The 12,975-nt window shown below is 60.0% G+C and carries 13 protein-coding genes; 7 read left to right on the top strand and 6 right to left on the bottom strand.

Translation table 11 applies throughout. From position 1 onward, the window contains the following. Window positions 1–140 precede the first annotated feature (140 nt). Complete coding sequence (locus K0H48_RS14640) at window positions 141–1,643, bottom strand: nucleobase:cation symporter-2 family protein (protein ID WP_219268031.1); 1,503 nt, start codon at window positions 1,641–1,643, stop codon at window positions 141–143. 158 nt (window positions 1,644–1,801) lie between these two features. On the opposite strand from K0H48_RS14640, the gene K0H48_RS14635 reads away from it, so the two are divergent. Further along, on the top strand, window positions 1,802–2,635 hold the full coding sequence (locus K0H48_RS14635; protein ID WP_138816160.1) for a nucleoside-binding protein: 834 nt from the start codon (window positions 1,802–1,804) through the stop codon (window positions 2,633–2,635). A gap of 76 nt (window positions 2,636–2,711) precedes the next feature. On the opposite strand, the gene punC is transcribed toward K0H48_RS14635, so the two are convergent. Further along, window positions 2,712–3,896, bottom strand: a complete 1,185-nt coding sequence (gene punC, locus K0H48_RS14630; RefSeq protein ID WP_219268030.1) for a purine nucleoside transporter PunC — start codon at window positions 3,894–3,896, stop codon at window positions 2,712–2,714. A 122-nt stretch (window positions 3,897–4,018) separates the two neighbouring features. Here punC and punR point away from each other — a divergent pair, with 122 nt between their 5' ends. Then, complete coding sequence (punR, locus tag K0H48_RS14625; RefSeq protein WP_219268029.1) at window positions 4,019–4,933, top strand: DNA-binding transcriptional activator PunR; 915 nt, start codon at window positions 4,019–4,021, stop codon at window positions 4,931–4,933. A gap of 33 nt (window positions 4,934–4,966) precedes the next feature. Here punR and K0H48_RS14620 read toward each other — a convergent pair whose 3' ends face one another. Beyond that, window positions 4,967–6,136 (bottom strand): aspartate aminotransferase family protein, encoded by a 1,170-nt coding sequence (locus K0H48_RS14620; RefSeq protein WP_219268028.1) that lies wholly within the window; start codon window positions 6,134–6,136, stop codon window positions 4,967–4,969. A 103-nt stretch (window positions 6,137–6,239) separates the two neighbouring features. On the opposite strand from K0H48_RS14620, the gene K0H48_RS14615 reads away from it, so the two are divergent. Next, complete coding sequence (locus tag K0H48_RS14615) at window positions 6,240–7,145, top strand: LysR family transcriptional regulator (protein ID WP_138816164.1); 906 nt, start codon at window positions 6,240–6,242, stop codon at window positions 7,143–7,145. Here K0H48_RS14615 and K0H48_RS14610 read toward each other — a convergent pair. Both K0H48_RS14610 and fabV read right to left on the bottom strand, forming a co-directional pair. After that, a complete protein-coding gene (locus tag K0H48_RS14610) occupies window positions 7,142–7,765 on the bottom strand; it encodes an HAD family phosphatase (RefSeq protein WP_219268027.1) in 624 nt (207 codons plus the stop codon). The genes K0H48_RS14615 and K0H48_RS14610 overlap by 4 nt on opposite strands. 159 nt (window positions 7,766–7,924) lie before the next feature. Further along, window positions 7,925–9,118 (bottom strand): enoyl-ACP reductase FabV, encoded by a 1,194-nt coding sequence (gene fabV, locus K0H48_RS14605; RefSeq protein WP_056857249.1) that lies wholly within the window; start codon window positions 9,116–9,118, stop codon window positions 7,925–7,927. Window positions 9,119–9,393: 275 nt separating this feature from the next. Between fabV and K0H48_RS14600 the strand changes: the two genes are divergently transcribed. Together K0H48_RS14600 and ppnN are read left to right on the top strand one after the other, a co-directional pair. Then, the gene (locus K0H48_RS14600) at window positions 9,394–10,218 is read left to right on the top strand and encodes an aspartyl/asparaginyl beta-hydroxylase domain-containing protein (protein WP_053255076.1); all 825 of its coding nucleotides are present in this window, start codon (window positions 9,394–9,396) and stop codon (window positions 10,216–10,218) included. Window positions 10,219–10,367: 149 nt separating this feature from the next. Continuing rightward, a complete protein-coding gene (ppnN, locus tag K0H48_RS14595) occupies window positions 10,368–11,741 on the top strand; it encodes a nucleotide 5'-monophosphate nucleosidase PpnN (RefSeq protein WP_219268026.1) in 1,374 nt (457 codons plus the stop codon). On the opposite strand, the gene K0H48_RS14590 is transcribed toward ppnN, so the two are convergent. Next, the gene (locus tag K0H48_RS14590; protein WP_219268025.1) at window positions 11,742–12,134 is read right to left on the bottom strand and encodes a RidA family protein; all 393 of its coding nucleotides are present in this window, start codon (window positions 12,132–12,134) and stop codon (window positions 11,742–11,744) included. A gap of 155 nt (window positions 12,135–12,289) precedes the next feature. On the opposite strand from K0H48_RS14590, the gene K0H48_RS14585 reads away from it, so the two are divergent. Both K0H48_RS14585 and K0H48_RS14580 read left to right on the top strand, forming a co-directional pair. Next, on the top strand, window positions 12,290–12,547 hold the full coding sequence (locus K0H48_RS14585) for an AbrB/MazE/SpoVT family DNA-binding domain-containing protein (RefSeq protein ID WP_017137462.1): 258 nt from the start codon (window positions 12,290–12,292) through the stop codon (window positions 12,545–12,547). Further along, entirely contained in the window at window positions 12,544–12,939 is a 396-nt protein-coding gene (locus K0H48_RS14580; RefSeq protein WP_219268024.1) for a PIN domain-containing protein, read from the top strand. Before K0H48_RS14585 ends, K0H48_RS14580 begins: the two co-directional genes overlap by 4 nt. The last annotated feature ends 36 nt before the right edge of the window (window positions 12,940–12,975 follow it).

Below are 12,975 nucleotides of genomic sequence, written 5' to 3'. Positions count from 1 at the left end.
GCCTGCTCGCCACAACAGCCCGCTTGCAACAGACTTCGTGTTAACTGGTTGTGTAGATACCTATGCTGCGATAGCGGTACATCAGTTACAGGTGCAGTGACTGGCTCGCCGCCATCGCAGGCAAGCCAGCTCCCACATGTTTAGACTTCGGTGGTTTCAGGCTTTGTCGCTTTTCTCGGCACTTCGGCCACCACTGGAATCTCCTGCCCTTCAGCATCAAACAACTTACCGCCACTGAAGTAATCGCCATCGCGCAACGCCGCCACGTCGTGGAAGCACAAACTGCGCTCGGTGCCGGCCACAAACACCGATTGCTGGTCCGAGTTACCGGCGGTGAAGTGGTTGAACGCCAGGTTCAGCAGAATCGCCATAATCGCCGATGAGCTGATGCCCGAATGGAAAATGGTCGCGAACCAGGTGGGGAAGTGATCGTAGAAGTTGGGCGCCGCAATCGGGATCATGCCGAAACCGATGCTCGTCGCCACGATGATCAGGTTCATGTTGTTGCGGTAATCCACCTTGGACAGCGTGCGAATCCCACTGGCCGCCACGGTGCCGAACAACACAATACCGGCGCCGCCCAACACGGAGGTCGGCACAGCCGCAATTACCCGGCCCATAAACGGCAGCAGCCCCAACACCACCAGGAACACGCCGCCGGTGGCCACCACAAAGCGACTCTTCACCCCCGTAACCGCCACCAGGCCGACGTTCTGGGCAAAGGCGCTTTGCGTGAACGAACCGAAGATCGGCGCAAACATGCTCGACAGCATGTCGGCACGCAGGCCATTACCCAGGCGCTTGGAGTCGACTTTGGTGTCGATGATCTCGCCAACTGCGAGGATGTCCGCCGAGGTTTCCACCAGCGTCACCATCACCACGATGCACATGGAAATGATCGCCGCCACATGGAAGGTCGGCATGCCGAAATGGAATGGCGTAGGGAAACCAAACATCGGCCCCTGAGTGACGCCGGAGAAATCCGCCATGCCGAGGAACACCGCGATCACGGTGCCAATCACCATGGCCAGCAAAATCGACAAGCGCGAGATGGTCGCGCTGCCGATCTTGCTCAGCAGCAACACCAGCACCAGGGTCAGCGCCGCCAGGCCAATATTCGACATGCTGCCAAAATCCGCTGCCCGGCTATTGCCGCCCATGGCCCAGCGCGCCGCCACCGGCATCAGCGTCAAGCCGATGGTGGTGATCACGATACCGGTGACCAGCGGCGGGAAAAACTGGGTGATCCGTGAGAACACCGGCGTGATCAATAAGCCGATAAACGACGCGGCCATCACCGCTCCGAGAATCGCCGGCACCCCGCCCGCGCCATCACTGCCGACGATGGCCACCATGGTTGCCACACCGGCAAACGACACGCCCTGCACCAGCGGCAACTGGCAGCCAAAAAACGGCAGACCGAGGGTTTGCAGCAACGTGGCCAGGCCACCGGCAAACAGCGAGGCGGCGATCAGCAGGCCGATATCCGCCGGCGACAACCCGGCCGCCTGACCGACGATCAACGGTACGGCAACGATGCCGCCATACATGGTGAGCACATGCTGCAGGCCGTAAGCCATGTTGGCCGCGACGCCGAGATTCTCATCTTCTGGCCGCTGCGGTGACGCCTTCGGGATAGTCATGGTGAGGGATTCTCTGTTTTTGTTGTGCGAACACTGTATGCAATGTTTGGACTGGATGTCCATAGAGTTGTATACAATCAATCGAACAAGATACCCTCCATCGGCGTTACAAAAACAATCCGGCCGTCATGAGCCAGAACGCCAAAGGACCTAGAACAATGAAAAAGGCACTACAGGGCGCCACCGTTGCATTGACTCTTCTCGGCGGTGGGGAGGCCGTCGCGCTGGAATGGATGAACAACAGCGTAGGGTTTCGCTACGGTCAGCACTTCACCAACCCCAACAACCCCGACGACTTCAGCAAGCGCATCTACAGCTTTACCCACGCCAGCGGCTACCAGTACGGCAGCAACTACCTGAACCTTGATGTGTTTTTGTCCGACAGCAGCGACCCGCGCAAGGGCACTGACCACGGCGGCAGTGAGGTCTACGCTGTTTACCGACACCAGCTGTACGCTTCACGGGTATTCGATGTGCCGCTGGGCACTGGCCTGGTCAAGGATTACGCGCTGACCCTGGGCTTCGACGCCAACCGCAACAACAACTTCGCCTCAGCCAAAAAACGCGCGCTGGTGATCGGCCCGACGTTGAAGTTTAACACCGTCGGTGTGCTGGATTTGAGCCTGATGTACTACAAGGAAAAGAACCACACCGGCATTCCAGGTGCGCAAGAGTCGAACCACACCTTCGACGACACTTACATGCTCAACCTGACCTGGATGCGCCCGTTCGACATCGCCAACCATGCGGCGAAGTTCCAGGGGTTTATCAATTACGTCGGGGAAAAGGGCGAGGACTACCACGGCCGCGATACCGCGCCGGAAACCCTGATGCGCACGGCGCTGATGGTGGCGGTGCGGCCGGGTAAAAGCGTGAAGCCGAACCTGTACCTGGGGGTGGGTTATGAGTACTGGCATAACAAGTTCGGGGTGGATGGAGGTATGGGTACTCGTACATCCACACCGACAGTCAACCTGGAAGTCACCTTCTAACTGAAGAAACCGGCTCCAAATGTGGGAGCCAGCTCCCACACAAGCCCTCTCCCACATGTTTGATTGGGTTTCAGCTTTAAGCGTTTGCGAGTTCCGACTTATCGGCTTTCGGCCGCGCCAACCAGTAACCCAACACCGCCAACGGCGCAGTCGCCAGCATCACGATCACGGTGATCAACAGCGGCTGCTCGATCATCGACGACACCAGCAGGCTGCTCAGAAAACAAAGACCCAATTGCAGGGTGTTCTGCAGCGCCGCCGCCTTGCCGGAATTTTCCGCAAAGGGCATCAGCGCATTCGCCACCACGATCGGGTAACTCGCACCGTTGACCAATGCCATCAGGCAGAACGGAATCAACAAGGTGGTCAGGGTCGGCACCGTCAAGGTCGCAACCAGGTACAACGCGACCATGCTGATGCAATAGGCCACCAGCAACCACGGCAGCAGGGTTTTGCCCTGGTAATGCTGCAAGGCGCTGCGACAGCTGTAACCGCCGACCAGAAAGGCCAAGGTCGGCAACACGTAACTCAAGCCGATGTCATTCGGGCTGTAACCCATGTCGCCAAGGATGAACGGCGACGCGGTGAGCCAGGCGAAGAAGCTGGCCGAACAGGCGGCGAAGATCATCACATTGCCGGTAAACACGCGGGAGGTCAGCAACTGCCCATAGCCCAGGCGCGAAGGTTCGCCCTCCCCGGCCAGACGTGTCGGCATTTTGCGCAGGAACAACGTCGGCAACAGCAACAGCACTGACACGCCCAACAACACCGCGAAAATCGCCTGCCAGCCAAAGTGGTTCAGCACCATCGCGCCCAACAGCGGCGCCAGCGCCGGTGACAGCGACATCAGCGGCATGATGCTGGCGAACACGCGGTGGGCCTTGTCGGCCGGGTAACGGTCAATCACCAACGCCTGCCAACTCACGGCGGCGGAACACACGCCAATCGCCTGCATAAACCGCAACGCCAACAACTGCGGCGCAGTCTCGACCCAGAACATCCCGGCGCAGCCCAGCACAAACAGGCTCAGCCCGGCGAGCAGCACCGGCTTGCGCCCCAGGCGATCGGACAACGGCCCCCACAGCAACTGCCCGAGCGCAAAGCCGGCGAGGAAAATACTCAAGCTGGCGCCGACCGCGCCCGCACTGATCTGCAATTGCTCGCCCATGGCGCCAAACGCCGGCAAGTACATGTCCATGGCCAGATAACCGAGCATGCTCAGCCCCGCGAGATACCAAGTGAAACCAAAAGAATTTTTCATTGAAGCCTTGTAGATGCTGCCATCAAACTATTTGCTGACTGGCGCCCATTATGAAGCTGACAGGCTGTGTGTGAAGCGATAATAATTGGACACTTGAATCAAATATTTTGAAGGCAACCGCTATGTGGTCCGAATACTCACTGGATGTGGTCGATGCCGTGGCACGCCATGGCAGCTTCAGCGCCGCCGCCCAGGAATTGCACCGCGTGCCGTCAGCCATCAGCTATACGGTGCGCCAACTGGAGGAATGGCTGGCGGTGCCGCTGTTTGTGCGCCGCCATCGTGACGTGGAACTGACGCCCGCCGGCCGTCTATTTATAGACGAAGCGCGCGGGGTGATGAAAAAAATGCTCGGCACCCGGCGTTTGTGCCAGCAGGTGGCGAATGGCTGGAGCGGCCAGTTGAAGGTGGCGGTGGACTCCATCGTCAAACCCCAGCGCTGCCGGCAACTGGTGCTGGATTTTTACCGGCAGTTCCCCGAGGTGGAGTTGCTGCTCGAATACGAGGTGTACAACGGCGTGTGGGACGCCCTGGCCGATGAGCGCACCGACATTGTGATCGGCGCGACCAGCGCGGTGCCGGTGGCCAGCCGTTTCACGTTTCGGGACATGGGCCTGCTTAACTGGCTGTGTGTGGTCAGCGCCCAGCACCCACTGGCCAGCGTCAACGGCTTGCTCAATGACGACCAACTGCGCCCGTTCGCCTCGCTGTGCATGACCGACACCTCGCGCAACCTGCCCAAGCGTGACACCTGGACCCTGGATAACCAGCGCCGCTTGGTCGTGCCCAACTGGGCCTCGGCACTCGATTGCCTGCGCGATGGGCTGTGCGTCGGCATGGCGCCGGCCCATCAGGTATTGCCGTGGGTCGAGCGTGGCGAGTTGGTGGCGTTGCAACTGAGCCGGCCGTTTCCGGCCAGCCCGTCGTGTGTGGCGTGGGCGCAGGATAAGTTGTCGCCGGCAATGAGTTGGTTGTTGGAGTACCTGGGTGATACCGAGACCCTGAACCAGGAATGGCTGAATGGAAATGACCTCTGAAGGTGATGCAGATCCCCACAGTTTGATTTCATTTCAGTCCAGGAGACGGGTGATGGCCCGCACGATCATCTCAACCTCCTTGGCATCCAGCGTCAGCGGCGGCAACAGGCGGATGATCTTGCCGCGCGTCACATTGATCAGCAGCCCATGCTCCTGGGCCGCACGCTGGGCCAGGTCACGATAAGGCCTGGCCAACTCGATGCCGGCCATCAAGCCCTGCCCGCGAATCGCCAGCACCTGCGGGTGCTCGCTCAACTCCACCCGCAACCGCGCCAGCAGGCGCTCGCCCTGTAGTGCGGCGTTATGCAGCAAGCCTTGTTCTTCAATGATGTCCAACACCGTGCAGCCCACGCGGCAGGCCAGCGGGTTACCGCCAAACGTGCTGCCGTGGCTGCCTGGCGTGAACAACTGAGCCACGGCGTCCCGCGCCAGGCAGGCACCGATGGGCACGCCGTTACCGAGGCCTTTGGCCAGGGTTATCACGTCGGGCACGATGCCTTCGTGCTGGAACGCAAACCAGCGACCGGTGCGGCCGATACCGGTCTGTATCTCATCGAGCATCATCAACCAACCGTGGCGCGTACAGTGGTCGCGCAGCGCCTTGAGGTAACCGGGCGGTGCGGGCAGCACGCCGCTTTCACCCTGGATCGGCTCGAGCAAGACCGCCGCGATGCGCGTGCCGAATTGTTCGGTAATGGCCGCCAATGCGGCCAAGTCGCCAAAGCGTACCTTGAGAAAATCCCCCGGCAGGCGCTGAAAGCCCAAACGCACCGAAGGCCCGTCACTGGCGGCCATGGTGCCCAGCGTACGCCCGTGGAACGCGTTCTCCATCACCACCACCAAGGGCTCTTCAATGCCTTTTTTCCAGCCATGCAACCGCGCCAGTTTCAGCGCGGTCTCGTTGGCTTCGGCGCCGGAGTTATTGAAGAACGCACGGTCCAGGCCAGACAACTGCGCCAGGCGCTCGGCCAGCCGTTGCTGCCAGTCGATGCTGTAGAGGTTGGAGGTGTGCAGCAACAGGCCCGCCTGCTCGCTGATCGCCGTGACCAGTTTGGGGTGGGAATGGCCGACATTGGTTACCGCCACTCCGGCCACGGCATCGAGGTATTCACGGCCCTGCTGGTCCCACAGGCGCGTGCCCAGGCCCCGGGTAAAGCTCAGGGCCATGGGTTGATAGGTGGTCATCAGGCAGGCGGCGGTCATGGTGGCAGGCTCCAGTGCATCGTTGTGGTGGTGCCAGTATCGTTAGCCACCAGAGCTGGATAAACTGCGCATTCCTGCAATGACTTTAAACCAGGGCTTGATAATGGATCTGTTCCAGTCGATGTCGGTGTACGTGAAAGTGGTCGAAGCCGGCAGCATGACCGCCGCCGCGCAGGAATGCGCAATGTCGACCACCATGGTCGGCAACCACTTGCGCGCGCTGGAGCAACGGCTGGGGGTCAGCTTGCTGAAACGCACCACGCGCAAACAGAGCCTCACCGAATTTGGCGGGCAGTATTACCAGCGTTGCCTGGAGGTGCTGGGGCTGGTGGCCGACTCTGAGCTATTGGCGGAGCAGATTCACAGCGAAACGCCCAAAGGCAGCCTGCGCATCACCGCGCCACCGGTGTTCGGCACCGAACGCCTCACACCTGCCTTGAGCGAATTTGCCCAGCGCTACCCGCAAATCAATCTGTATGTCGAACTCAGCAATGAGCGCATGGATCTGGTCGACAGTGGCTTCGACGTTGCAATTCGCCTGGGCGAGTTGGAAACCTCAAGCCTGATCGCCCGGCCCATGCAGGCCTACACCCTGACGCTGTGTGCGTCACCGGCCTACCTGGCGCGACGTGGCATCCCGCAGACGCCCGACGACTTGCGCCAGCACGACTGCCTGGCGTTTGCCTACCCGGCGAACGATAACTGGCGCGACACCAGCAAACTGTGGCGCATGACCGGCGATGAAGGCGAAGTGGAGGTTCCGGTGGCCGGCCTCTTGACCATCAATAGCTCCCAAGGCTTGCGCCAGGCGGCTATAAACGGCATGGGCATCATCATGCTGGCCGATGCCTTGGTGCAACCGGACCTGGAGAGCGGCAAGCTGGTGGCGTTGCTGACCACCTATCAACTGCCCAGCCGCCCCATGCACCTGCTCTACCGACAGGACCGCTATCGCCTGCCCAAGCTGCGCGCCTTCGTGGACTTCGCGATGGAAAAGTGGGCGCGCTAAAAGCTCACGCCCAACTCGCGCAAACCTGCCGCCGTGCGCTCGGCCGACTCGTGATGAATGCCCTGCCAACCGAGGGCTTTAGCGGCCTCGACATTGCCGGCAACGTCGTCGATAAATACCACTTCACTGGCCTGGATATCCGGCAGGTGGGCGCGCACTTGGGCCAGGCTGGCGTGATAAATCGCGGGGTCAGGCTTGATCAACTTCACCTCGCCGGACACGACGATATCGCGCAAGTGCTGCAGGAACGGATAGTTGGCCCGTGCGTAAGGGAAGGTTTCCGCCGACCAGTTGGTGAGGCCGAACAGCGGCATATCGGCCTTATGCAGTGCCTCGAGAATCGCCACGCCTTCGGGCAACGCGCAGCGCAGCATTTCGTGCCAGCGGTCGTAATACGCTTGTATCAAGGGTTCGTGTTGCGGGTGTTGTTCGATAAGGTGGCGGGTGCCTTCGGCCAGGCTGCGGCCGGCGTCCTGCTCGGTGTTCCAGGCTTGGGTGCAGATGGTGTCGAGAAAGTCTTGCCGCTCGGCGTCGTCGGCAATCAGCTTGCGGTAAAGGTGATGCGGGTTCCAATCGAAGAGGACACCGCCAAAATCAAAAACTACTGCACGAATCGTCATCAGATCCTCCGTTAGCGTGGCTTGATAGCGCAGGGAGTCTGGCAGATTGTGAGGCAGGGTGGGAGCGCGAGGGTATGTAGGAGGGTTCTGAATTAACCAAGGCAAATGTGGGAGCCAGCTCCCACATAAGCCTGGCTCCCACATTTTTTTAGACCGTGTTTAGGCTTGGATCAGGCCCTTGATCTTCACAGTCGGGTTCACATCCGCTTCATAGTCCACGCCGTCGATTTCAAAGCCGAACAAGCGCAGGAATTCCGCCTTGTAGCCGGCGAAATCGCTGATCTCGTTGACGTTGTCGTCGGTCACCTGGTTCCACAGTGCAGCCACGGCGTCCTGAACCTTCGGTTCCAGCTCAGCCAGGTCGGCGCGCAGGCGGCCGTCGGCGTCCAGCTTCGGCTCGCTGCCGTACAGGCTGTCTTTGAACAGGCCGTAAACCTGCTCGATGCAACCTTCGTGGGTGCCCTGCTCTTTCATCACTTTAAACAGCAGCGACAGGTACAGCGGCATGATCGGGATGGCCGAGCTTGCCTGGGTAACCACGGCCTTAAGCACCGACACACGAGCGTCGCCCTTCAGCGCAGCGAGGTTGTCGCGCAGGGTCAGGACTTTTTTGTCGAGGTCTTTCTTGGCTTCGCCGATGGAACCGTTCCAGTAGATGTCCTGGGTCAGCTTCTCGCCGAGGTAGGTGAACGCGGTGGTCTTGGCGCCTTCGGCCAACACATCGGCGTCACGCAAGGCGTCGATCCACAGCTGCCAGTCTTCGCCGCCCATGACTTTCACGGTGCCGTCGATTTCTTCCTGGGTTGCAGGCTCAAGGGTGGTGTCGACCACCACGCCTTTGTCGGTGTTGATACCGCGCAGGGTCACGGCCTTGCCGATCGGCTTGAGGGTGGAGGTGTGCACCACGCCTTGCGGGTCGGTACGGCGTGGGGCGGCCAGGCTGTAAACCACCAGGTCGATCTTGCCCAGGTCTTTCTTGATGGTTTCGATGGTCAGGCGCTTGATCTCGTCAGAGAACGCGTCGCCGTTGATGCTCTTGGCGTACAGGCCTTTTTCCACGGCAAACTTCTCGAACGCCGCGCTGTTGTACCAGCCGGCGGAGCTCAGCTTGCCTTCTTCGCCTTCTTTCTCAAAAAACACGCCCAGGGTGTCGGCGCCGCAGCCAAACGCAGCACTGATGCGCGCGGCCAGGCCATAACCGGTGGAAGCGCCGAGGACCAGCACCTTCTTTGGGCCGCCTTCGATGGCGCCATGCTGGGTTACGTAGTTGATCTGCTCTTTGACGTTCGCTTCACAGCCAACAGGGTGAGCGGTCACACAGATAAAGCCACGAACCCGCGGTTTGATGATCATAAAATTTCTGCCTCTTCCAAGGGGTCGACGGCCAGTGGTGGCCATTCAACTTCAATCGTACCGGTCTATGACGCGCGAAAAACCGAAGCGTCACGATAGACGTAAATCTTCTGTTTACAAAATCCAATCGGCAAAACCGTGGGCGCACCGCACCGCCTGGTTAAAAACTGTGTCCGGCTTTCACAAATTCGCAATATTTAAAACGCCCGGCACCTTGATAACCCACTATCATGGCGGGATTGTTTCGCTTTGTTTCAGGTCCGGAGCCTCGCTTCATGAGTAAAAGTGCTGTGCAAAAAAAATTGGTCTCAGTCGCCTGGGTGCTCGGCGTACTGCTGTTCATCTATTGCTTCCCCCGTACCAGCCTGGTGTTTCTGCTGCTGGTGCTGTTCTGCGGCATCTATGACTTCCTGCGCAACGGCCTGTACGACCGCGACACCATCAAGAAATACTTTGTCGGCAACGGCCGCAACACCTGGATATTGGCGCCGTTCAATACCCTGTTCGACCTGTTGAGCCTGCGCAACCGCCACGTCTACACCATGCGCGACCTGCCGCCGGCCTGGCGCGAAGACCTGCAACAGGTCATCGACGACGCCATGGCCAACAAGGACGAAATCATCAGCTACCTGGACGAGCGCATGGCCGAGAAAAAGCGCGGCATGCTGTTCTTCCAATGGTACGGCCGCCCGATCGAAACCACCCTGGACATCCCGCAACTGCGCAAAAAACTGCCGTTTGTGAAGACCATCGGCGTGTCGGTGTTCAACGAAAACCGCTCCACGTCCTTCCACTTCGGCCCGCTGCGCATGATGTTCCGCGTGCTCTACAACATGGCGCCGGCGCCGCATCACGAGGGTGTTTACATCCAGGTGGGCAAGCACAAGCACTACTGGCACGATGACCCGCTGTTCATCTTCGATGACACGCTGATGCATGCCTCTTTCAACAAAAACGACGCAAAGCGTTACTGCCTGTTCATTGACATCGTGCGGCCGACCTTGCTGCCCTCGGTGCTGAATGCCGTGATTTCGGGTTTTGCCGGGTTGGTGTTTACCCTGCGTCGGGTTTTCTACAAAAACTGGAAGCTGATTCAGTAAGTTCTGCGGCATGATGGTGTTGACGGTGTTTGCGCCCTGCCCTTGCGGCGGCCAAACTAACCGTCCAGTGCGACCGAGTTCGGCGCTCACCATTCTCCAGCCATCGCCGCCCCTGGCGGCTGCGATGGCTGTGCTTTCAAGGAATCAGAATGCCCCAACGTCAAGTCATCAATGCCTCCGTCAGCCCCAAGGGCAGCCTCGAAACCCTGTCCCAACGTGAAGTCCAGCAACTGAGTGAAGCCGGTTCCGGCAGCATCTACACGTTGTTCCGCCAGTGCGCCCTGGCCATCCTCAACACCGGCGCGCATATCGACAACGCCAAGACCATCCTCGACGCCTATAAAGACTTTGAAGTGCGTATCCACCAGCAAGACCGTGGCGTGCGCCTGGAACTGTTGAATGCGCCAGCCGATGCCTTCGTCGACGGCGAAATGATCGCCAGCACCCGCGAAATGCTCTTCAGCGCCCTGCGCGATATCGTCTACACCGAGAACGAGCTGGACAGCCAGCGCATCGACCTGAGCAACTCCCAGGGCATCACCGACTACGTGTTCCACCTGCTGCGCAACGCCCGTACCTTGCGCCCGGGTGTCGAGCCGAAAATCGTGGTGTGCTGGGGCGGGCACTCGATCAATACCGAAGAATACAAATACACCAAGAAGGTCGGCCACGAACTGGGCCTGCGCAGCCTCGACGTGTGCACCGGCTGCGGCCCCGGCGTGATGAAAGGGCCGATGAAAGGCGCGACCATTTCCCACGCCAAGCAACGCATTATCAACGGCCGTTACCTGGGCCTGACCGAACCCGGCATCATCGCCGCCGAAGCGCCAAACCCCATCGTTAACGAGCTGGTGATTCTGCCGGACATCGAAAAACGCCTGGAAGCCTTTGTGCGCGTTGGCCATGGCATCATCATTTTCCCGGGCGGCGCCGGCACGGCCGAAGAATTCCTGTACCTGCTGGGCATCCTGATGCATCCGGACAACCGCGATGTACCGTTCCCGGTCATCCTCACCGGGCCGAAACAAGCCGCGCCGTACCTGCAACAGCTGCACGCGTTTGTGGGCGCCACCCTTGGCGAAGCGGCGCAGGCGCACTACCAGATCATCATCGACGACCCGGCCGAAGTGGCGCGCCAGATGACCGCCGGGCTCAAGGCCGTGAAGCAGTTCCGTCGTGAGCGCAATGACGCGTTCCACTTCAACTGGCTGCTGAAGATTGACGAAGGCTTCCAGCGCCCGTTCGACCCCACCCACGAAAACATGGCCAGCCTGCAACTGAGCCACGCGCTGCCGTCCCATGAACTGGCAGCCAACCTGCGCCGTGCGTTCTCGGGGATTGTGGCCGGTAACGTCAAGGACAAGGGCATCCGCCTGATCGAGCAGCACGGCCCGTATGAGATTCACGGTGACCCGGCGATCATGAAGCCCCTGGACGAGCTGTTGCAGGCGTTTGTCGCCCAGCACCGCATGAAGTTGCCGGGCGGCGCAGCCTATGTGCCGTGCTATCGCGTGGTGCAGTAACTAGCGCTGCACCGCCACACATTTGATTTCCACCAATAGGCCGGGGTGTGCCAGTTCGGACACCCCGATTGTGGTCCAGGCGCAATGCCCGCGTGGGAACAGGCGGTTTTTCACCTCACGGAAAACCGCCATGTGCTGGCTCATATTTACGTGGTAGGTGGTCATGTCCACCACGTCGTCGAAGCTGCAACCGCCCTCCTCCAATACGTCCCTGAGGTTTTCCCAGGCCGCGATGAATTGCGCCTCGGGGTCTTCGATCACGGCCAATTGCGGCGTGCGGCCGACCTGGCCTGCGCAGTAAAGAGTGTTGCCAACTTTTACCGCAGGCACGTAGCCGGCGCGCTCGACAATGGGTTGCATGGCGGCAGGAATGATGAGGTGGCGGTCGGTCATAGCTTGTATCTCTTTGGGGCAGAGGCGCGCGTGTGAACGCGCAGAGTTCGAGCTAGGGTTTTACCTGTTCCCACTCACTCACACCAGCCGAGCAACCTATGGACCAACGGATCTTGTCCTTCATCAATCCTTACCTTAACGTAAGGAATATCACGATGGAGATTTTCACTATGGCCACCGCCACACTTACCTCGAAAGGGCAAATTACTATCCCCGTGCAAGTGCGCACCGCGCTTGGCCTGGAAACAGGCGACCGGGTTGAATTTGTCGAAACGGAAGACGGCAAGTTTTCCATCATCGCCGCGAGCAAAACCGTGCAGGACCTCAAGGGGCTGATCCGCAAGCCCGCACAGGCCGTGTCGATCGAAGACATGAACCGCGCCATCGCCGCGCAAGGAGCAAACGCCGGATGATCGGGCTCGATACCAATGTGCTGGTGCGCTATGTCACCCAGGATGACCCGGTGCAATCGCCCAAGGCCTCGGCGTTGATCGAGTCGCTCACCAGCGTGTCGCCGGGCTTTGTCAGCCTGGTGTCGGTGGTGGAATTGGTCTGGGTGCTGCAAAGCTGCTATCAATCGGCCAAAAGCGACGTGGTGACCGTGCTGGAAACGCTGCTGCGTACCCGTGAACTGACCGTCGAGCACGCCGAGATCATCTGGCAGGCGCTGCGACGATTCACCGCCGGCAAAGCCGATTTCGCCGACTACCTGATCGAACGCTGCGCCCATGCAGCCGGCTGTGAATACACCGCTACCTTTGACTTCAACGCGGCCAAGGCCACGGGGATGAAACGCCTGGCCTGAGCCGCAGCGTTGCGACGAATGCCGGGCTTTGGTAAA

The sequence above is a fragment of the Pseudomonas sp. Xaverov 259 genome (genome assembly GCF_019352915.1).
Taxonomy (GTDB): Bacteria; Pseudomonadota; Gammaproteobacteria; order Pseudomonadales; family Pseudomonadaceae; genus Aquipseudomonas.
This window is presented reverse-complemented; position numbering and strand designations above follow the sequence as displayed.

What these genes read in the sequence shown, in the direction of transcription:
- K0H48_RS14640 (WP_219268031.1), bottom strand. Translation starts at nt 1,643, where the DNA reads ATGACTATCCCGAAGGCGTCACCGCAGCGGCCAGAAGATGAGAATCTC.
- K0H48_RS14635 (WP_138816160.1), top strand. Translation starts at nt 1,802, where the DNA reads ATGAAAAAGGCACTACAGGGCGCCACCGTTGCATTGACTCTTCTCGGC.
- punC (WP_219268030.1), bottom strand. Translation starts at nt 3,896, where the DNA reads ATGAAAAATTCTTTTGGTTTCACTTGGTATCTCGCGGGGCTGAGCATG.
- punR (WP_219268029.1), top strand. Translation starts at nt 4,019, where the DNA reads ATGTGGTCCGAATACTCACTGGATGTGGTCGATGCCGTGGCACGCCAT.
- K0H48_RS14620 (WP_219268028.1), bottom strand. Translation starts at nt 6,136, where the DNA reads ATGACCGCCGCCTGCCTGATGACCACCTATCAACCCATGGCCCTGAGC.
- K0H48_RS14615 (WP_138816164.1), top strand. Translation starts at nt 6,240, where the DNA reads ATGGATCTGTTCCAGTCGATGTCGGTGTACGTGAAAGTGGTCGAAGCC.
- K0H48_RS14610 (WP_219268027.1), bottom strand. Translation starts at nt 7,765, where the DNA reads ATGACGATTCGTGCAGTAGTTTTTGATTTTGGCGGTGTCCTCTTCGAT.
- fabV (WP_056857249.1), bottom strand. Translation starts at nt 9,118, where the DNA reads ATGATCATCAAACCGCGGGTTCGTGGCTTTATCTGTGTGACCGCTCAC.
- K0H48_RS14600 (WP_053255076.1), top strand. Translation starts at nt 9,394, where the DNA reads ATGAGTAAAAGTGCTGTGCAAAAAAAATTGGTCTCAGTCGCCTGGGTG.
- ppnN (WP_219268026.1), top strand. Translation starts at nt 10,368, where the DNA reads ATGCCCCAACGTCAAGTCATCAATGCCTCCGTCAGCCCCAAGGGCAGC.
- K0H48_RS14590 (WP_219268025.1), bottom strand. Translation starts at nt 12,134, where the DNA reads ATGACCGACCGCCACCTCATCATTCCTGCCGCCATGCAACCCATTGTC.
- K0H48_RS14585 (WP_017137462.1), top strand. Translation starts at nt 12,290, where the DNA reads ATGGAGATTTTCACTATGGCCACCGCCACACTTACCTCGAAAGGGCAA.
- K0H48_RS14580 (WP_219268024.1), top strand. Translation starts at nt 12,544, where the DNA reads ATGATCGGGCTCGATACCAATGTGCTGGTGCGCTATGTCACCCAGGAT.